Origin of the sequence: Ancylobacter terrae (assembly GCF_045108345.1) — a bacterium.
GTDB lineage: Bacteria > Pseudomonadota > Alphaproteobacteria > Rhizobiales > Xanthobacteraceae > Ancylobacter.
Genome location: NZ_JBJGXH010000001.1, coordinates 2,393,534 through 2,411,111, shown reverse-complemented (window position 1 = coordinate 2,411,111; position 17,578 = coordinate 2,393,534). Strand labels below are relative to the sequence as shown.

The 17,578-nt window shown below is 67.8% G+C and carries 18 protein-coding genes; 5 read left to right on the top strand and 13 right to left on the bottom strand.

All coding sequences use genetic code 11. The features are described 5' to 3' along the window. Positions 1-3 precede the first annotated feature (3 nt). The 3 genes from ACEUEL_RS11595 to ACEUEL_RS11585 form a co-directional block, all read right to left on the bottom strand. Positions 4-1,338 carry an ATP-dependent DNA helicase gene (locus ACEUEL_RS11595; RefSeq protein WP_405705078.1) on the bottom strand — a complete coding sequence of 445 codons (1,335 nt, stop codon included), beginning with the start codon at positions 1,336-1,338 and terminating at the stop codon, positions 4-6. Between the two features lie 27 nt (positions 1,339-1,365). Continuing rightward, entirely contained in the window at positions 1,366-2,205 is an 840-nt protein-coding gene (locus tag ACEUEL_RS11590; protein ID WP_405705075.1) for an EamA family transporter, read from the bottom strand. 84 nt (positions 2,206-2,289) lie between these two features. Next, positions 2,290-3,543: a D-amino acid dehydrogenase gene (locus tag ACEUEL_RS11585; RefSeq protein WP_405705072.1), complete on the bottom strand. Its 1,254-nt coding sequence runs from the start codon at positions 3,541-3,543 to the stop codon at positions 2,290-2,292. Positions 3,544-3,719: 176 nt separating this feature from the next. Here ACEUEL_RS11585 and ACEUEL_RS11580 point away from each other — a divergent pair, with 176 nt between their 5' ends. Next, the gene (locus ACEUEL_RS11580; protein ID WP_405705069.1) at positions 3,720-4,169 is read left to right on the top strand and encodes an Lrp/AsnC family transcriptional regulator; all 450 of its coding nucleotides are present in this window, start codon (positions 3,720-3,722) and stop codon (positions 4,167-4,169) included. Positions 4,170-4,184: 15 nt separating this feature from the next. Here ACEUEL_RS11580 and ACEUEL_RS11575 read toward each other — a convergent pair whose 3' ends face one another. Both ACEUEL_RS11575 and ACEUEL_RS11570 read right to left on the bottom strand, forming a co-directional pair. Then, positions 4,185-4,493: an immunity 53 family protein gene (locus tag ACEUEL_RS11575; RefSeq protein WP_405705066.1), complete on the bottom strand. Its 309-nt coding sequence runs from the start codon at positions 4,491-4,493 to the stop codon at positions 4,185-4,187. Positions 4,494-4,524: 31 nt separating this feature from the next. Next, positions 4,525-5,994 carry an NAD-dependent succinate-semialdehyde dehydrogenase gene (locus tag ACEUEL_RS11570; protein ID WP_405705063.1) on the bottom strand — a complete coding sequence of 490 codons (1,470 nt, stop codon included), beginning with the start codon at positions 5,992-5,994 and terminating at the stop codon, positions 4,525-4,527. Between the two features lie 163 nt (positions 5,995-6,157). On the opposite strand from ACEUEL_RS11570, the gene ACEUEL_RS11565 reads away from it, so the two are divergent. After that, a complete protein-coding gene (locus ACEUEL_RS11565; protein WP_405705060.1) occupies positions 6,158-7,192 on the top strand; it encodes an MBL fold metallo-hydrolase in 1,035 nt (344 codons plus the stop codon). Between the two features lie 9 nt (positions 7,193-7,201). Here the strand turns inward: ACEUEL_RS11565 and ACEUEL_RS11560 are convergent, their stop codons facing one another. The 5 genes from ACEUEL_RS11560 to ACEUEL_RS11540 form a co-directional block, all read right to left on the bottom strand. After that, a complete protein-coding gene (locus ACEUEL_RS11560) occupies positions 7,202-7,438 on the bottom strand; it encodes a hypothetical protein (protein WP_405705058.1) in 237 nt (78 codons plus the stop codon). A gap of 105 nt (positions 7,439-7,543) precedes the next feature. Beyond that, positions 7,544-8,209 (bottom strand): thiaminase II, encoded by a 666-nt coding sequence (tenA, locus tag ACEUEL_RS11555; protein WP_405705055.1) that lies wholly within the window; start codon positions 8,207-8,209, stop codon positions 7,544-7,546. An 83-nt stretch (positions 8,210-8,292) separates the two neighbouring features. Continuing rightward, positions 8,293-8,865 (bottom strand): RBBP9/YdeN family alpha/beta hydrolase, encoded by a 573-nt coding sequence (locus ACEUEL_RS11550; protein WP_405705052.1) that lies wholly within the window; start codon positions 8,863-8,865, stop codon positions 8,293-8,295. A gap of 62 nt (positions 8,866-8,927) precedes the next feature. Beyond that, positions 8,928-9,632: an SDR family oxidoreductase gene (locus ACEUEL_RS11545; RefSeq protein ID WP_405705049.1), complete on the bottom strand. Its 705-nt coding sequence runs from the start codon at positions 9,630-9,632 to the stop codon at positions 8,928-8,930. Positions 9,633-9,724: 92 nt separating this feature from the next. After that, on the bottom strand, positions 9,725-10,222 hold the full coding sequence (locus ACEUEL_RS11540) for a cupin domain-containing protein (protein WP_405705046.1): 498 nt from the start codon (positions 10,220-10,222) through the stop codon (positions 9,725-9,727). Between ACEUEL_RS11540 and ACEUEL_RS11535 the strand changes: the two genes are divergently transcribed. The 3 genes from ACEUEL_RS11535 (at position 10,212) to ACEUEL_RS11525 (ending at position 13,959) form a co-directional block, all read left to right on the top strand. Next, a complete protein-coding gene (locus ACEUEL_RS11535) occupies positions 10,212-11,381 on the top strand; it encodes an AraC family transcriptional regulator (RefSeq protein ID WP_405705043.1) in 1,170 nt (389 codons plus the stop codon). The genes ACEUEL_RS11540 and ACEUEL_RS11535 overlap by 11 nt on opposite strands. Before the next feature lie 174 nt (positions 11,382-11,555). Then, positions 11,556-12,476, top strand: a complete 921-nt coding sequence (locus ACEUEL_RS11530) for a formylglycine-generating enzyme family protein (RefSeq protein ID WP_405705040.1) — start codon at positions 11,556-11,558, stop codon at positions 12,474-12,476. A 7-nt stretch (positions 12,477-12,483) separates the two neighbouring features. Beyond that, positions 12,484-13,959 (top strand): arylsulfatase B, encoded by a 1,476-nt coding sequence (locus ACEUEL_RS11525; protein WP_405705037.1) that lies wholly within the window; start codon positions 12,484-12,486, stop codon positions 13,957-13,959. A gap of 110 nt (positions 13,960-14,069) precedes the next feature. Here ACEUEL_RS11525 and ACEUEL_RS11520 read toward each other — a convergent pair whose 3' ends face one another. The 3 genes from ACEUEL_RS11520 to ACEUEL_RS11510 all read right to left on the bottom strand — a co-directional run bounded on the left by ACEUEL_RS11520 (position 14,070) and on the right by ACEUEL_RS11510 (position 17,577). Then, positions 14,070-14,933 (bottom strand): hypothetical protein, encoded by an 864-nt coding sequence (locus tag ACEUEL_RS11520; RefSeq protein ID WP_405705034.1) that lies wholly within the window; start codon positions 14,931-14,933, stop codon positions 14,070-14,072. 43 nt (positions 14,934-14,976) lie between these two features. Continuing rightward, positions 14,977-16,089 (bottom strand): linear amide C-N hydrolase, encoded by a 1,113-nt coding sequence (locus tag ACEUEL_RS11515; RefSeq protein WP_405705032.1) that lies wholly within the window; start codon positions 16,087-16,089, stop codon positions 14,977-14,979. A gap of 81 nt (positions 16,090-16,170) precedes the next feature. After that, complete coding sequence (locus ACEUEL_RS11510) at positions 16,171-17,577, bottom strand: glutamate decarboxylase (protein ID WP_405705029.1); 1,407 nt, start codon at positions 17,575-17,577, stop codon at positions 16,171-16,173. Between the last annotated feature and the right edge of the window lies 1 nt (position 17,578).

The window sequence follows — 17,578 nt, the reverse complement described above, 5'->3', positions numbered from 1 at the left end:
ATGTTATATATCGGCAAGTGCTGCCCGTTCAAACTCCGCCGTGAAGGCGGCGACGCGCCGGTCGATGCGGATATCGTCCGGACGGAGCGGTCGCGCGAGCGAGAGTCCCTCCAGCGAGCGCGCGCGGGACAGCGCCACATAGGCTTGACCGGCTGCGAAGGCGCCGCTGTCGAGATCGATGCGGACATCGTCGAGGGTGAGCCCCTGCGCCTTGTGCACGGTGACGGCCCATGCCGGCACCAGCGGCAGCTGCGAATAACTGCCGATCACCTTTGCCTCGACCTTCCCGGCATCCTCGTCCCAGTCGTAGCGGATACGATCCCAGCTCACCCGCTCGATCTCGACGACGGAACCGGCGTCGAGCCGGACGAAGGCACGGTCCGCGGCGAGGCCGATGACCGTGCCGACCGAGCCGTTGACCCACTGCTTCTCGGGGTCGTTCCGCACTGCCATGACGCGCGCGCCGACCTTCAGGGTCAGTTCCTCCGGTACCGGCAGGCGGTCATTGGCGAGGTCGAATTCGCCCTGGATCACGCCGCCGAAGGTGCGGGGGAAGTCGGTGAGCTGCTCGAGGCCCTGCCGGTTATAGGCGTCGACGCGCGCATTGGTCGGCGCCAGCACCACCGGCACGCGGCCGGTGCGGTGGGGGCCATACGCCGCCTCGTTGATCTGCGCCACGGCTTCCGCTACCCGGCGCCCGGAGCGAAGGTCGGCGAGCGTTGCCGCGAAGGCGACATCGGTCTGGCGGTAGACCCGGGTGAAGGGCAGGCGGGTCACCTCCGCCTCGTCCAGCACCTGCGCGTCGAACGCGAAGGGACCGCGATAGCCCATGCGGCCGAGAATCTCGCGTTCCGCCGTCGGAACGACCGGTGGCAGTTGCAGGAAGTCGCCGACGAGCACGATCTGCACCCCGCCGAAGGGGGCGGCATCGGCCCGCGCAATACGGAGGCAGCGGTCGACCGCGTCGAGCACGTCGGCGCGTACCATCGAGATTTCATCGATGACGAGCCGTTCCAGCTTCTTGAGCACGGTGCGCCGCTGAGCCCGGGGCTTCACGTCCTCAGGGTTCAGCAGGCGCGGCGGCAGGCCGAAGAACGAATGGATGGTCTGGCCGCCAAGCTGCAGCGCCGCGACGCCGGTCGGCGCCAGAAACGCCTGCTTCGTGCCGCCGGCCTTGCGCAGGGCATGCAGGAAGCTGGTCTTGCCGGTTCCGGCCCCACCCAGCACGAGCGTGACCGGCGCGCCCTCGCGCAGGCGCGCGATCGGCGCCTCGAAGGCATCGTCGAGAACGACGGGCGGAGATGGCGCGCGAATCGCGCCGGGCTCTGAGACGGTCATGACGGTGAATGGAGCACAGGCGCGCGCTCAGTGCAGCTTGATCAGCACCAGCCCGGCCATGATGAGGCCCGCGCCCGCAAGGCGGTTGGCGCGCAGCGGTTCGTGCAGCCAGATCACCGCGATGACGGCGCCGAACAGGACGCTCGATTCCCGTACCGCCGCAACGAGGCCGATCGGCGCCCGCGTCATCGCCCAGATCGAGATCCAGTAGGCGGAGAGCGACATGGCGCCGCCCGCAAATCCCGGCCCAATGAAGGAGAGCGCCGGCTTCAGCGCGGCCGGACCCCGCCACAGCAAGGCGAACAGCGTGATGAAGGCGCCGTCGCCGATGAACAGCCACGCCGAATAGATATGGGGGCTCGGCGCCAGCCGGGCGCCCGTGCCGTCGACCAGCGTATAGGCGGTGATGGTCACGCCGCAGCCCAGCGCCAGCAGCAGCGCCGTGCGGTCGAACACCATGCCGCCGGCCCGCCGGGCGATGACGAGGATGCCCATCGCCAGCAGCAGCACGCCGGCGAAGCCCTGCACGCCGATATCCTCGCCCAGCAGCGTGGCCGAGAGAATGCTGGTCATCAGCGGCGCACTCCCCCGCGCGACCGGATAGACCTGCCCCATGTCGGCACGCCGATAGGCGCCAGACAGGGTGAGATAATAAGCGACGTGGATCAGCACGGAGGCGCCGATCCAAGGCCAGATGGCGAGCGGGGGCGGCCCAAGCCAGAGCGCGGCGGGCAGGGCGATGATGCCGCAGGCGGCGTTGACCAGCACGACGGCGACGAACGGGTCGAGCCGGATCTTGAGTATGGCGTTCCAGCCGGCGTGCATGGCTGCCGCCGCGATCACCGCCAGGAAGACGCTGAGATCCATGCTCGGCCCGTGCTCGGCGGCCTGATCGCGGCCGCCGCGTGAAGCTGCGGCCTGATAGCCGATTCCCGTGTGCCCGCCGAGGGCTCAGGCGTAGCGGGAAAGGCCGAGCCCCTCGGTATCGATCTCCGGTGTCCGCCCCGAGACGAGATCGGTGATCAGGCGCCCCGATCCGCAGGACATGGTCCAGCCCAGCGTGCCGTGGCCGGTATTGAGGTAGAGGTTCGGATAGCGCGTGCCGCCGATGATCGGCGTGCCATCCGGCGTCATCGGCCGCAGTCCCGCCCAGAAGGTGGCCTCCGGCAGGCGGCCCCCATCCGGGAACAGGTCGGCGACGGAATGCTCCAGCGCCCGGCGCCGGCCCTCATGCAGCGAGGTATCGTAGCCGGCGAGCTCCGCGGTGCCACCGACCCGGATGCGGTCGCCGAGCCGGGTGATGGCGATCTTGTAAGTCTCGTCCATCACGGTCGACACCGGCGCGGCGGCAGCATCGGCGATCGGCACGGTGATGGAATAGCCCTTTACCGGATAGATCGGCAGGTCGAGACCGAGCGGCCCGGCAAGCTTGGGTGAGAAGCTACCGAGCGAGAGGATATAGGCGTCGCCGATGATGCGACCGATATTGGTGGCGACGGCGGTGATGCGGCCGCCATCGGTCTCGATCCGGTCGATCGTGGTGTCGTAGTGGAAGGTGACGCCGAGATCGGCGGCCATGGCGGCGAGCTTCTGGGTGAAGATGTGGCAGTCGCCGGTCTCGTCGCCCGGCAGGCGCAGGCCGCCGACGAACTTGTCCTTCACCCGCGCCAGCGCCGGCTCGGCGGCAATGCAGCCGGCCACGTCAAGCAGTTCGTAGGGCACGCCCGAGGCCTTCAGCACGGCGATGTCGCCGCCGGTGCCGTCGAGCTGCTTCTGGGTGCGGAACAGCTGCAGCGTGCCCTGCTGGCGCTCGTCATAGGCGATACCGGTCTCCGCCCGCAGTTCCTTGAAGCAGTCGCGGCTGTACTCGGCGATGCGGACCATCCGCGCCTTGTTCACGGCGTAGCGCTCCGCGGTGCAGTTGCGCAGCATCTGCACGCCCCAGCGCCACATGGCGGGGTCCAGCATCGGCCGGATCACCAGCGGGCCGAACTTCATGGTGATCCACTTGATCGCCTTGACCGGCACGCCCGGCCCGGCCCACGGCGCGGAATAGCCCGGCGAAATCTCGCCGGCATTGGCGAAGCTCGTCTCCAGCGCCGCCGCCGGCTGGCGGTCGATCACCACCACCTCGTGGCCGGCCTTGGCGAGATAATAGGCGGAGGTGACGCCCACCACGCCGCTGCCCAGAATGACGACCTTCACAGTGCTCTCCGGCGGAACGGGCAACGGCGCCGCCTTGCGGGACGGCGCCTGCAGATGGATTGGGACTACGACAAGTCTAGGCGCAACAATCGATCATTGTCATTGCAATGAGCGCCGCTTTCCGCTCATTTGATATCCAAGATGCAATAACATGCGGCGCTTTCGCCGAATCTGCCATGAACCTCGATGCCATCGACGCGCATATTGTACGCCTGTTGCGCAGCGACGGGCGCATGAGCAATGCGAAGCTCGCCGAGGAGGTGGGCCTCTCGCCCTCCGCCTGCCTGCGGCGGCTGCGGCATCTGGAGGAGAGCGGGGTCATCCGCGGCTATGCGGCGATCATCGACGAGCCGGTCGACGGCGACGTCGCGGTGGTGATCACGCAGATCACGCTCGACCGCCAGACCGAGGACTATCTCAACCGCTTCGAGGCGGCCGTGCGCAAATGCCCCGAGGTGCGCGAGTGCTACCTGATGACCGGGCTGTCGGACTATGTGCTGCGGGTCGAGACCCACAACGCGGCGGATTATGAGCGCATCCACAAGGAGGTGCTCTCCCGCCTGCCGGGCGTGGCCCGCATCCAGTCGAACTTCGCGATCCGGACAGTGGTGCGGGGGAGGGGGTAGGGTCGATGGCGCAGCTCAATGCGCCGTCGACAAGACCCAGCTGCGGAACACCTCAATGATCGATCCGAGGTGCATCGGGCCACCCACGCCGATGAACTTGTTATCTTCCGTGCGGCAAAGCCACCAATCCGCCTCGTGTTCATAATTGTGCTGACGGCTCGGGAAATGGAGTCCATCCACGCCCGTTCCGGTTAGATCGATCGCGACAGACCAGCCCGGGTTGTCGAGCGTCGTGATCTTTACGCCGAAGCTATGCTCCCAGTCGCCATCGCAGTTGCTTCGGTACCAGGCCATGAGCCAATCCAGAGCATCCGGCTGGCTCATGACCGTTTCCCCGAAACCCTGTGTTCCTGCTTCACACGCCCGTCTGCGTCACGAACTTCGTGTTCACATAGGCCTCGATCGCCTCGATGCCGCCTTCCGAGCCGTAGCCGGAATCCTTGATGCCGCCGAACGGCGTCTCGGGCAGGGCGAGGCCGTGGTGGTTGACGGAGATCATGCCGCTCTCCACCCGGCGGGAGAACTCGGCCGCCGTCTTGTGCGACGTCGTATAGGCATAGGCGGCGAGGCCATAGGGCAGGCGGTTGGCCTCGGCGAGCACCGCCTCATGGTCGCGGAACGACGAGATCGGCACCACCGGCCCGAATGGCTCCTCGTTCATGATGCGCGCCGAGAGCGGCACGTCGGCGAGCACGGTGGGCTGGAAGAAATAGCCCTTGTTGCCGATGCGCTCGCCGCCCGTCTTCAGCTTCGCGCCGTGCGCGATGGCGTCGGCGGTCAGCGCTTCCATCGCCTCGACCCGGCGGGCATTGGCGAGCGGGCCCATGCGCGTCTCGGGGTCTAGCCCGTCGCCGACCTTGATCGCCTTCACCGCCTCGGTGAAGCCGTCGACGAAGCGCTCATAGAGGTTCTCGTGCACGAGGAAGCGGGTGGGGGACACGCAGACCTGCCCGGCATTGCGGAACTTGGCGCCGGAGAGCAGCTTCACGGCCGTATCGACGTCGGCATCCTCGAACACCACCGCCGGGGCATGGCCGCCGAGCTCCATGGTAATGCGCTTCATGTGCGCGCCGGCGAGGCTGGCCAGCTTCTTGCCGACCACGGTCGAGCCGGTGAAGGAGATCTTCCGGATCACCGGGCTCGGGATCAGATACTCGGAGATGTCCGCGGGCACGCCGAAGACGAGATTGACGACGCCCGGCGGCAGGCCGGCATCCTCATAGGCCTTGACGAGCGCGGCGCAGCTCGCCGGCGTCTCCTCCGGGCCCTTCAGGATCACCGAGCAGCCGGCGGCCAGTGCGGCCGAGACCTTGCGCACCGCCTGGTTGATCGGGAAGTTCCACGGCGTGAAGGCGGCGATCGGGCCGACCGGCTCCTTGATCACCACCTGCTCGACGCTGCCCGAGCGGCCGGGGATCAGGCGCCCGTAGAGGCGGCGGGCCTCCTCGGCGAACCAGTCGATGATGTCGGCGGCGGCGAGCGTCTCGATACGCGCCTCCGGGAGCGGCTTGCCCTGTTCCATCGTCATGATGCGGGCGATCGACTCGGAGCGCTCGCGCAGGATCTCGGCCGCCTTGCGCATCAGCTTGTAGCGGTCGTGCGGGGCGACCCGGCTCCATACCCTGAAGCCCTTTTCGGCGGCGGCGAGCGCGGCGTCGAGGTCGGCCTTGCTGGCGTTTGCCAGCATGCCGATGGTCTCCTCGGTCGCCGGGTTGATGATCGGCTGCTCGGCTGCGGCGCCATTGTGCTGTGTTCCGCCCCGCCATGCGCCGTCGATGAACAGCGACACACTCGGGAAAGTGACCTCGGCAGCAGGCTGGGACATGAAAGATCCTCGCAATGGGCGTGCGCGCCGGCAGGGCGCCAGACATCGCCTTCAACTAAACCTCGCTCACGCCAATCGGAAGGGGGCTGCGCAATAATATGACTAATCACGGCGGGTTCAGTTGCCTCCGCCGTCCTGCCCATGCGAAGCCGGTTACGGCGCAATGGCCCGAGGAGCGCACGTGACCGGTGGACCCGACGAGCGGCCGAGGCGAAAGCCGCGCAATCCCTACTATCAAGGACCGGCCTCCGACCATTTCGACGGCGTCCGCTTCTTTTCCCCTGGTCCGCCGCAGGATCGCAGCCTGCACCAGTTACTCCGTTGGCGCTTCGGCGGAGGCATGCAGTCCTGGCCCGCGCCCGGAGGAGCGGCGCGACCCTCAGCCCGTCCGGCCGAGCGCGTCGAGGACCTGCGGGTGACGATGATCGGCCATGCCAGCGTCTTGGTGCAGGTAGGCGGCCTCAATCTGCTCGTCGATCCGGTCTGGGCCGAGCGCGCGGGGCCCTTCGCGCTTGCCGGCCCGCGCAGGGCCGATCCGCCCGGTATCGCCTTCGACGACCTGCCGCCGATCGATGCCGTTCTCATCAGCCACAATCATTACGATCATCTCGACAGCGTGGCAGTGCGACGGCTTCACGCGGCCCATCGACCGCGCTTCGTGACACCGCTCGGCAATGACGCCATTCTCCGGCGGATCGCCTCCGATATCGATGTCGTGGCCGGCGACTGGCACGACCGGATCGAACTCGCACATGAGGTGACGGTCGCGCTGCATCCCGCGCTGCACTGGTCGGCGCGCGGAATCCGCGACCGGCGGATGGCGCTGTGGAGCGGCTTCGTGCTGCAAACGCCGCGCGGTATCGTCTATCTCGCCGGCGATACCGGGTATGGCGATGGCGCGGTGTTCCGCGATGTGCGCGCCCGCTACGGCACACCTCGCCTCGCCATCCTGCCCATCGGCGCCTATGAGCCGCGCTGGTTCCTCAAGGCTCAGCATGTCGACCCTGCCGAAGCCGTGCAGATCTTCCTCGATTGCGGCGCCCAGCAGGCGCTCGGCGTGCATTGGGGCACGTTCCGGCTCACCGACGAGGGGCGCGAGCAACCGGCGATCGATCTGCTCGGCGCACTGGAGAGCCGCGGCATCCCGCCCGAGCGGTTCCGTCCGCTTCGCGCGGGAGAGGTGTGGGACGCCGCCTGACGCCGACGCTCAGGCGAGGCGACGGGCCGCGCTTCCGCTGCGCTTGCGTTCGCTCGGTCGATCGTTCGCCGGCGGCGCGGAACTCCCCGGCGAAAGTACCCAAGCGAGGCTCGCCGCCAGCCAGTACGGCATCCAGCGCGGCATGTGTCGATACGGATTGCCGGGTGGCAGGTAGCCGCCACGGGTCTGCGACTGCGCGAGTTCACGCCTCGTTTTTTCGGCCCGTTGCGCCAAACGATCCAGCATCGCCCGTCCCCTTCGCGGCGAATCGAGTTTCCCGCGCAAATTGTACCCAGGGGCAAGGGTCGGCCGATATGGTTAACGCGCCGTTAACGCGGGCGCGCGGGATCTTCAGCCCGCTTCGTCGAGCGCCATCTGCCAGAAATCAGCCTCCAACCGCGATGCCTTGCCGAAAATGCCGGCCAGCTCGGCGAAGCGGTGCTCGGTCATGGAGCGCGCCGCGAGCCGGTCGAGATGGGCACGGGCGGCCTGCGCGACAGCCTGGTACGGCGCGCCGGCATATTCGCCGATCCAGTCGCGATAGGGGTGTGTGCCCAGGGCTGCGGTATCCGGCGGTGCGATGCGCGCGGCGATCTCGGCATAGCCGATGACGCACGGCGCCAGCGCCACATGCAGGTCGAGCAGGTCGCCGGACAGCCCGCAATCGAGCACGAAGCGGGTATAGGCGATGTTGGCCGGATGCTCCGGTGCGGCCTCGAGTTGCTCGGGCGACAGGCCCCAGGCGCCGCACAGGCGGATGTGGAGATCCATTTCGACATCGAGGATCGCCGAAAGTCCCGCCTGCGCCGCCCGCATGTCGGCGAGCGTCCGGCTCTTGTAGATGGCGAGTGCATTGGCGCGGGCGAACTGGATCAGGAACAGGTAGTCCTGCACGAGGTAGGCCTGGAAGGCGCGCTCCGGCAGCGTGCCCAGGGCCATCTGCTCCACGAACGCGTGGTCGACATAGCTCGACCAGTCGGTGGCGCGCTCGGCGCGAAGCCGGTCGAAGATATCCATGCGTTTCTCTCCGTTCGCGCACGCCGAAACGGCAGGCGTCCCGCGTTACGCGAATTGTCGGGGCGAGGGCAAGCCCCCGAGTGTCAGGGGTCGATCCGGGCCAGCAGGCGCCCCAGCAGCAGGAGGCCAAGCGGCCAGATGCCGAGACCGGACGCACTGCCGATGTGGCCGACCGCGCCGACATCGGCGAAGTCCGCGCCCCAGGCATCGGCGAAAATTTTCGCCTGATCGAAGCTGACGCGGGGATCGTCGCGGCTCGCCGCCACCAGCGCTGGAAACGGCAGGGGAGCGAGCGGCATCGGCGCGAATGTGCGCACGAGATCGAAGGACGGGTCGGGGTCGTCGACATTCGTCGGCGCGGCGAGAAAGGCGCCGCCGACCCGGGAAAGCTGATCCGCATCGGCCTGCGCCGCCCAGCGCACCGCCGTGGCCACACCGGCCGAGTGACCGATCAGCACGATCTTGCGCGGGGCCGTCGCGACGGCCGCATCGACGCGGGCAACCCACGAGGCTGCATCCGGACGTCCCCAGTCCGCCTGCAGGACACGGCTCGAATTGGGCAAGGCGGCGAGCCAATGCGACTGCCAATGCGCCGGCGGGGAGTTCTCCCGCCCGGGCAGGACGAGGAAATCGAGGTTCGAGGGATCGGCGGACATGTTCGTTTCCCGGATGCGAGAGGCGGGTCGCGTAAGCTGGACAAGGCTCTGCGTGCTCGGCCTTAAACCGAGCGCGTCAGGCCTCCGTCGACCCGGATATTCTGACCGGTGATGTAGCCGGCGCCGTCCGAGACGAGGAAGGCGATCGTCGCGGCGATCTCCTCCGCCGTGCCGTAGCGCCTCATGGGAACCGATTCCCGCCGCTCCTCCGTCGAGGGCAGGCTGTCGATCCAGCCCGGCAAGACGTTGTTGATGCGGATGTTCTCGGCCGCATAGGTGTCGGCGACGATCTTGGCATAGGCGGCGAGGCCGGCCCGAAACACCGCCGAGGTGGGAAACATGGCTGAAGGCTCGAAGGCCCAGGCGGTGGACACGTTGACGATGGCGCCGGACTTCTGCGCCTGCATGACCGGGACGACCAGCCGCACCAGGCGCACGACATTGAGCAGGTAGGTGTCCAGCCCCTTGTGCCAGTCCTCGTCGCTGATCGCGATGATCGGCGCGCGCGGGCCATGTCCGGCGCTGTTCACCAGCGCATCGATCCTCCCCCAGGTCGACACCGTCAGGTCGACGAGACGCCGGATATCGTCATTGGACTGGTTCGAGCCGGTCACGCCGATGCCGCCGAGTTCCTGCGCCAGCGCCTCGCCCTTGCCGGAACTGGAGAGGATGGCAACCTTGAAGCCATCGGCGGCGAGACGGCGCGCGGCGGCCGCGCCCATGCCGCTGCCGCCGGCGGTGATGATCGCAACCTTGTGTTCGTTCATGAATCTTCTCCCATGGCGCATTCGCCATCTGCCGTGCCGAGCTGTAGCGCCGAATGGCGTGCCGCGACAGGGCGGTTGGCACGGATGGGCGCCTACCCGCGCGGTGCCGTGTGGATGGGGTCGACCCAATAGACCGACTCGGGTTTTTCCACCGGCTCGACATCGGTGATGTTCACCACGACCGCCTCGTTGTCCGAGCGAACCAGAACGCATTCCAGCGGCTGGTCCGGATCGGCATTGATCTCCTGATGCGGCACATAGGGCGGCACGAAAATGAAGTCGCCCGGCTCGGCTTCCGCGACGAATTCGAGCCGCTCGCCCCAGCGCATGCGCGCCCGGCCGCGCACGACATAGATGACGCTCTCCAGTGCGCCGTGATGGTGCACGCCAGTCTTCGCGTCGGGCTGGATGGTGATCGTTCCGGCCCAGATATTCTGCGCACCGACGCGCGCGTGGTTGATCGCCGCCTGGCGGAACATGCCCGGAGTCTGGGCGGTATTCGAATCCAGCCGGTCGCCCTTGATCACCCGTACGCCGTTGTGCTTCCAGTGATCGGCCGGTGGATGGTCGTGATGCGGCGTGTCGCTCATCGTCGGTCCTCGCAGTGGCGTCATAAGGAACGTCGCGCTTGGCAGCTTGCCTGCGCCGCCGCCGAAAAGCCACGGGGTCCCGCAACTGTGGCCGCGAGCCGGGAAAGGCGCAGCGGAGAACACCATGTGGGATCGCCATCCCGTCAAGCTGTCGCTGATTCACATGCTGCCCGAATTCGCCGAGCGCTACGGCTTTGGCATGGCGCCGCTGCTGGCCAGCGCCGGGCTCGACGAGCATTTCGAAGCTGACCGCTTCGTCGCGCGCGCACAGGTGTCGACCTTGCTCCACGCCGTCGCCCGTCGCGCGCAGGAGCCGACCCTCGGGCTAGATCTCGCCGCCGCCGCCGATCCGCTCCGCCTCGGCCTGACGGGCCGGGCCCTGCTGGGCGGGAGAACGCTGCGCGAAGGCCTTGCGGCCCATGCCCTGCAGATGCCGACGCTGCAGGGCGGCGTGCGGGTGGCGCTCGAGGAAGCCGGGGGCATCGCGCACTGGCGCCACAGCTTCCTCGACAGCGACGCCCATCATGCCGCCGTGCTGAACGAGGGGGTCGCGGCCTTCGTCGTCGCAGCGCTTCGCGCGGTGACGGGTGGCGAGGAGGCGGCGGCGCCTGTGCGGCTGCATGTCGATCTGCCGCACCGCGCACGCGCGTCGACCACGCTCTACGAGGACAAGCTCGACGCAGGTGTTTCCTTCGGCAATGGCGTCGGCGTCATCGTGAGCTTCGATGCAGGGTGGCTCGACCGGCCAAACCGGCTGGCGGGCGCAGTCGCGTCGGCGCCGATGGCGGTGCCGCAATCGCCGGGGACAAGGGACTGGCTCGACGACGCGGCGGTGATTGCCTCCCTTGAGCGCCTCTTTTCCGGATCGGCACTCGCGGGAGACCTGTCGCTCAGCGGCGCCTGCCGCACCCTCGGCCTTGCCCCGCGCAGCCTGCAGCGGCGCCTCGCCGCCCTCGGCACCTCGTTCGAGATGCTGGTCGATGGCTGGCGCCGGACCGAAGCGCGCCGGCATCTTGCCGACCCGGCGCTTCCGGTGGGGTCGGTCGCCCGGCTGCTCGGCTATCGCGATCCAGCTCACTTCATCCGAGCATTTCGCCGCTGGGAGGGCGATGCACCGTCGGCTTTTCGCCGTGCCCATGTGGCGCGAAATGGCAATTGAGCAGGGCGGCCGTGGGCCGTTATTGCTGACCCCGTGAGGTGATCGGGCTCCCCGGTCCGGGCGTGCGGGATGGCGCGTTCACGCGGCGGAGCACCCGACGGAGCGACCATGGGCGAGACGAGTGCGGTAGAGCCTAGGCCTGCGGGAGCGGAGCCGGCGCGCCCCGATACCGGAATGGTCTTCATCCCCGGGGGAACCTTCGAGATGGGATCGGACCGCCATTATCCCGAAGAGGCGCCGGCCCATACCGTCATCGTGGACGGCTTTCTCATGGACCGCACCCCCGTCACCAATCGGGAATTCGCCCGCTTCGTCGCCGCCACGGGCTTCGTGACGCTGGCCGAGCGGGCGCCGCTGGCCATCGATCATCCCGGGGTCGATGCGGCCCTGCTGGTGCCCGGATCCCTGGTTTTCACGGCGCCGGACGATGCCGGCGACCCGGGTGACTGGAACCGCTGGTGGCGCTTCGTGCCGGGCGCGGACTGGTGCCATCCGCAAGGGCCGGACAGTTCGATCGAGGCGCTCCAGGATCATCCGGTGGTCCACGTCTGCTACGGCGACGCGCTGGCCTATGCGCACTGGTCCGGCAAGGAACTGCCCAGCGAGGCCGAGTGGGAATTCGCGGCGCGAGGAGAGCTCCATGGTGCCGAGTTCGCCTGGGGTGACGAACTGGCGCCCGGCGGCGTCCATCGCGCCAACACCTGGCAGGGAGCGTTTCCCGTCGAGAACCGCGTCGAGGACGGTTATGTCGGCACCTCGCCGGTGACGGCATTCCCTCCCAATGGCTTTGGTCTCCGTGACATGATCGGCAATGTGTGGGAGTGGACCGACGACTGGTACCGCCCCCGCCACGCCGAACCGGCGGCCAAACTCTGCTGCCTGCCCCGCAATCCGCGCGGCGGCAGCGCCGATGAGAGCCTCGATCCGCTGATGCCGTCCGCCCCCGCGCCGCGCAAGGTGCTCAAGGGCGGTTCGCACCTGTGCGCGCCCGACTATTGCCGGCGCTACCGTCCCGCTGCGCGCCAGCCCCAGACCCTCGATACCGCCTCGGTCCACATCGGCTTTCGCTGTGTGCGCCGTCTCGACCCTGCGTGAGGAACCGATGACCGATCTTTCGAAAACCGCGCCCGCTTCGCCGGCGGCGCCAAGCCGCCGCGACGTCCTGGCGGGTGCCGGCGGCTTCATGGCCGCCGTCGCCGGCCTTTCGCTGCTGGCGCCGGGCGCGCGGGCGGCGGCCGCCCCGCGCCCGCATATCCTCTACATCATGGCCGACGATCTCGGCTTCGCCGATGTCGGCTTCCAGGGCTCGGGTATCCGCACGCCGAACATCGACGCGCTGGCGGCGGGCGGCGCGAAGCTGAGCCGATTCTATACCCAGCCCCTGTGCACGCCCACCCGCGCGGCGCTGCTGACGGGGCGCTACCCGATGCGCTACGGGCTTCAGGTCGGGGCGATTCCCTCGGGCGCCGCCTACGGCCTCGCGACGGATGAATTCCTGCTGCCGCAGGCGCTCAAGGATGTCGGCTACCGCACCGCGCTGGTCGGCAAATGGCATCTCGGTCATGCCGATCGGAAATACTGGCCGCGCCAGCGCGGCTTCGACTATTTTTACGGCCCGCTCGTCGGCGAGATCGACCATTTCAAGCATGAGGCGCACGGTGTCACCGATTGGTACCGCGACAACGCCCTGCTCAAGGAGGAGGGCTACGACACCGATCTGTTCGGTGCCGACGCCGTGCGGCTGATCGGGAGCCATGATCCGGCAACGCCACTTTTTCTGTATCTCGCCTTCACCGCTCCGCACACGCCCTATCAGGCGCCCCAGAGCTACCTGGATCAGTATGCCGGCATCGCCGACCCGGATCGGCGCGCCTATGCCGCCATGATCACCGCCATGGACGACCAGATCGGCAAGGTGGTCGCCGCGCTGGAAGCGCACGGCCTGCGCGACAAGACGCTGATCGTCTTCCACAGCGACAATGGCGGCACGCGCAACAAGATGTTCACCGGCGAGGGGGCGGTTGCCGGCGATCTGCCGCCCAGCAATGCGCCGCTGCGGGAGGGCAAGGGCTCGATCTATGAAGGGGGCACCCGCGTCGTGGCCCTCGCCAACTGGCCCGGTCGCATCGCGCCCGGCACGGCGGAAGGCGTGATCCATATCGTCGACATGCTGCCGACGCTGGCCGGGCTCGCCGGTGCCAAACTCGCCGGTAGCAAGCCGTTGGACGGCGCCGACATCTGGGCGACGCTGGCCGCGGGGGAGGGGGGCCGACATGAGGTCGTCTACAATATCGAGCCCACCCAGGGCGCGATCCGCGAGGGCAAGTGGAAGCTGGTCTGGCATGCCGTTCTGCCGCCGAAGGTCGAGCTGTTCGATCTCGACGCCGATCCCGGCGAGACGACCGACCTCGCCGCGCAGCATCCCGAGACGGTGGCCGAATTGCAGCAGAAGGTGGTCGCGCTCGCCCGCACGATGGCGCCGCCGCTGTTCTACGCCTCGGCGCTGAGGTCGTCGCTGTCCGCGCCGCTCTCCACCCCCGGAGCTGCACTGTATGAGATGGGGCTGGAAAACGACTGAGGCGATGGTTGGGTGAGTTAGGGCCGCAGGTGCGCGTGCGAGAAATCGTCCCCGGGCCGGCCGTGACCGCGGCCCCGGGATGTGCCTGTCTAGCGGGCCTGCCGTTCGCTTCAGGCGCTGACAGATGATTGCGTCGTCGCCTCGCGCACGGAGAGCAGCGCGCCGATCAGGAAACAGGTGGCGCCGATCAGCAGGTTCACGGTCGAGGCGGTTCCGATCCATGCTGCCTCGCCGCCCGGCAGGGCCAAGGCCAGGATGGCGGCGATCATGAAGGCGATGCAGCCGATCAGGTTGATGAAGACGATCTGCCAGGCAAGGCTGGCCGGGTGCCAGCTCCAGTAACGGTGCCCGGTTTCAATGAAAGCGAGATAGCCGGAGACGAGGAACAGCACCGAGCCGATCATATCGGGAGCCCAGAGCGCGACATCCTGCGCCAGCCAGCCGGGCCGGGCGAGGACGCCGTCGAACGTGTTCACATTGAATGCCAGCGTGCCGGCAAACTGGGTGATGGTGCTCATCCACCCGGCGTTGCGCGGATGCCAGCCGACGAAGGAGAGACGCCGCCGGCGCGGCGTCTGCGGCATGAAGGTGAAGTCGCCGGAATTGGCCGCCTGAAAATGCTGGAGATAGGCGGCAAGGGTGAAGGGAACCGACCCGGCGAAGAAGATGAGGTTCAGCCACAGCATCGCCGGCTGCCAAGCGAGGGGCAGCAGGCTCAGCGCACTGCCCAGCATGAACAGCAGCGAGCCCACCGCGAAGATGAGGCCGATGGCGCGGTTATAGGCCTCGCTCTGCCAGAAGAGGGGAAGGCGCGCGTCGAGCGCGCGCGCTTCGAGATGGAGGCCCTTGCGATGCTGGCGCGCCAGCCACTCGATCCGCCGCCCGTGCAGCGCATAGCGAAGGCGCGTCACGAAGGGCCAGGGGCCTTCGACATGAACGCGAATGCCGTCGCGGTGCAGGAAATGGCCGCTCATAGCGGTGCCGTCGCGCTGGCGACGACAGGCCCCGGCGAGGGCATCACGCGGCGGCGGCCCTGAGCAGGTGGGTCACGTCGAAATCGGCGCCCACCAGCGTCTCCAGCGGCAGCACCGCCGGATGTGCAAGGCTGGCGAGGTCGGCGAGGTCGACACGGGAGAAATTCAGGCTGCGGTAGTCCCGAACGTGGAACAGCCGACGATCAAGGTCGGACAGGCTGGTCCAGCAGGTGAATTCCGTAGCGTAGGGCTCCGAGCCCGCCGATTCCAGACCTTCGACCTCGAGGTGCCCGCCTTTGCCGTCCGGGTAATCAATGCTCACCCCGCGCGGCCGGTCGAAATTGTTGAGGATGTGCGCGAGCGTCTGAACGGCGAGATCGGGCGTCGCTGCCTTCTCGGTGAACTGCGCATAATACGCTGCGCGCACGAAGCGCCCGACCGAGGTGTTCGACGATGGCAGCCCTGCTGTTGCGATGCCGGAATCGGGCTGGCGCGCCTCATATCGGCCGAAGCTGGCGCTCGACTTGTCGACATTGCTGAGGAAGGTGTAGTTACCGAGATTGACGAGGTGCCAGTCGAATTTCGGCCCGTTTGTCATGACCGACACCGGGTTGTCGTAGACGGTCATCACGCCCCGGTCGAACTCGATCACCAGCGCCGCGCCGGTCGCGTCATGCACGACGTAATGGAAGGGCGACACGACCCCGCCCAGCAGCGCGAGCCGCTGGAGCTGCACCGGCTGCGCCGCCAGCGCCTGCTTCACCTCCGCCACGGTTGTGAACTGGCCGAGCGCCCAGGCGCCAAGATCGGAGGCCGAGAGCACGGCTCTGGTCGTGTCGACCGCGGCCTGCTTGCCGCCCGCCGACGGGTAGGAGAGCAGGCTGAAGGTCAGCCCTTCCGTGTTGAGGCCCTCGAGGATCTTCAGGTCGGTTATGCCGACCGGCGCCTGCGCCGTCGGCAGCCGGTCGGGCATTGTGACGGCGAGCACCGCGTGGCGCGCCGTGAGCGCCAGCGCCGGGTGATCGGCCACCTGAGACTGCGTCACGAATCCCGCCGGGAAATAGGCGAGTTGGTAGGGAAGGTCGACGGTGAGCTCCAGCGTGCGGCCGAAATAGGCGCGTCCGGCAGAGTCGGTATAGCCGAGGGAGGTACACATGGGGGGCGTCTCCGCGGGAAACGGGAAGGGCCGTCGCGGCCGGTGAGCGACGCCCGGTGAAGCCGGGCGCCGGGAGCGGAATCAGTTGTGGTTGAAGCTCGCCGATTCGTCGTGGGTGAGCGGGTTCACGACCGGGTGCTTCTCGAAAAAATCGAGCGCCCGCTTGAGGTCGGCGAGCAGCAGGCTCGCCAGATCGAAGCTGACCCCGTGACGGACAAGGATGCGCTGGATGACCAGATCCTCGCGGTTCGCCGGCATGGAATAGGCCGGCACCTGCCAGCCCCGGCTGCGCAGCCGGTCGGCAAGGTCGTAGAGCGTATAGCCCCCGATACCGGTCTCCTCTTTCAGCTTCCAGCACAGGGCCGGAATGCCGCTGGCCGGATCGCCATCGAACAGCACCTCGAACGGCCCGAGCGCCGCGATCTCCCGGGCGAGATAGCCGGCAGTGGCATAGCAGGCCGTGTGGATCTTGGCGTAGCCTTCGCGGCCGAGACGCAGGAAATTGTAGTACTGCGCGATCACCTGGCCCCCGGGGCGGGAGAAGTTCAACGCGAAGGTCGGCATGTTGCCGCCGAGATAGTTCACGTTGAACACCAGTTCCTCCGGCAGGTCCTCTGCCTCGCGCCAGATCACCCAGCCGACCCCCAGGGGGGCGAGGCCGAATTTATGGCCGGAGGTGTTTACCGACTTCACCCGCGGCAGACGGAAGTCCCAGACGAGTTCCGGTGCGCAGAACGGAGCGAGGAAGCCGCCGGAGGCACCATCGACATGGATGGGAATGTCCAGCCCGGTACGAGCCTGAAGCGCGTCCAGCGCCTCGCTCACCGCCGTCACCGGCTCGTACTGGCAGGTGAAGGTGACGCCGAGCGTGGGGACCACGCCGATCGTGTTCTCATCGACGCGCTTCAGAACCTCCTCGGGATTCATGATCAGCCGGTCGCCCTCGAGCGGGATTTCGCGCAGCTCGACATCGAAATAGCGGGCGAACTTGTGCCAGCAGATCTGCACCGGACCGCAGATGAGGTTCGGCTTGTCGGCCGGCAGCCCCGCCGCCTGGCGTTGCTTGCGCCAGCGCCATTTCAGCGCGAGGCCGCCCAGCATGGCCGCCTCCGATGAGCCGACCGTCGAGCAGCCGAGTGTCGTCTCCGGAGAGGGCGCGTTCCACAGCTCGGCCAGCATCGCGACGCAGCGCGCTTCGATCTCGGCGGTCTGCGGGTACTCGTCTTTGTCGATCATGTTCTTGTCGATCGACAGGTTCATCAGCTCGTGAACCTCGTCATCCACCCAAGTCTGGCAGAAGGTGGCCAGGTTCTGCCGCGAATTGCCATCGAGCATCAGCTCGTCGCGCACCGAGGCGAAGATATGGCGCGGATCGCGCTCATTGGCGGGAAAGACCGAGTTCGGCAGTGCAAGCGCGAGGTCGCCGGCGGCATAGACGTCGTCCAGCAGCTCGTTGCGCAGAGCGCCTTTCGAGTGTCGATTTCTCATC

What these genes read in the sequence shown, in the direction of transcription:
- ACEUEL_RS11540 (WP_405705046.1), bottom strand. Translation starts at nt 10,222, where the DNA reads ATGAGCGACACGCCGCATCACGACCATCCACCGGCCGATCACTGGAAG.
- ACEUEL_RS11570 (WP_405705063.1), bottom strand. Translation starts at nt 5,994, where the DNA reads ATGTCCCAGCCTGCTGCCGAGGTCACTTTCCCGAGTGTGTCGCTGTTC.
- ACEUEL_RS11565 (WP_405705060.1), top strand. Translation starts at nt 6,158, where the DNA reads ATGGCCCGAGGAGCGCACGTGACCGGTGGACCCGACGAGCGGCCGAGG.
- ACEUEL_RS11545 (WP_405705049.1), bottom strand. Translation starts at nt 9,632, where the DNA reads ATGAACGAACACAAGGTTGCGATCATCACCGCCGGCGGCAGCGGCATG.
- ACEUEL_RS11580 (WP_405705069.1), top strand. Translation starts at nt 3,720, where the DNA reads ATGAACCTCGATGCCATCGACGCGCATATTGTACGCCTGTTGCGCAGC.
- ACEUEL_RS11595 (WP_405705078.1), bottom strand. Translation starts at nt 1,338, where the DNA reads ATGACCGTCTCAGAGCCCGGCGCGATTCGCGCGCCATCTCCGCCCGTC.
- ACEUEL_RS11560 (WP_405705058.1), bottom strand. Translation starts at nt 7,438, where the DNA reads ATGCTGGATCGTTTGGCGCAACGGGCCGAAAAAACGAGGCGTGAACTC.
- ACEUEL_RS11510 (WP_405705029.1), bottom strand. Translation starts at nt 17,577, where the DNA reads ATGAGAAATCGACACTCGAAAGGCGCTCTGCGCAACGAGCTGCTGGAC.
- ACEUEL_RS11575 (WP_405705066.1), bottom strand. Translation starts at nt 4,493, where the DNA reads ATGAGCCAGCCGGATGCTCTGGATTGGCTCATGGCCTGGTACCGAAGC.
- ACEUEL_RS11525 (WP_405705037.1), top strand. Translation starts at nt 12,484, where the DNA reads ATGACCGATCTTTCGAAAACCGCGCCCGCTTCGCCGGCGGCGCCAAGC.
- ACEUEL_RS11530 (WP_405705040.1), top strand. Translation starts at nt 11,556, where the DNA reads ATGGTCTTCATCCCCGGGGGAACCTTCGAGATGGGATCGGACCGCCAT.
- ACEUEL_RS11515 (WP_405705032.1), bottom strand. Translation starts at nt 16,089, where the DNA reads ATGTGTACCTCCCTCGGCTATACCGACTCTGCCGGACGCGCCTATTTC.
- ACEUEL_RS11520 (WP_405705034.1), bottom strand. Translation starts at nt 14,933, where the DNA reads ATGAGCGGCCATTTCCTGCACCGCGACGGCATTCGCGTTCATGTCGAA.
- tenA (WP_405705055.1), bottom strand. Translation starts at nt 8,209, where the DNA reads ATGGATATCTTCGACCGGCTTCGCGCCGAGCGCGCCACCGACTGGTCG.
- ACEUEL_RS11550 (WP_405705052.1), bottom strand. Translation starts at nt 8,865, where the DNA reads ATGTCCGCCGATCCCTCGAACCTCGATTTCCTCGTCCTGCCCGGGCGG.
- ACEUEL_RS11590 (WP_405705075.1), bottom strand. Translation starts at nt 2,205, where the DNA reads ATGGATCTCAGCGTCTTCCTGGCGGTGATCGCGGCGGCAGCCATGCAC.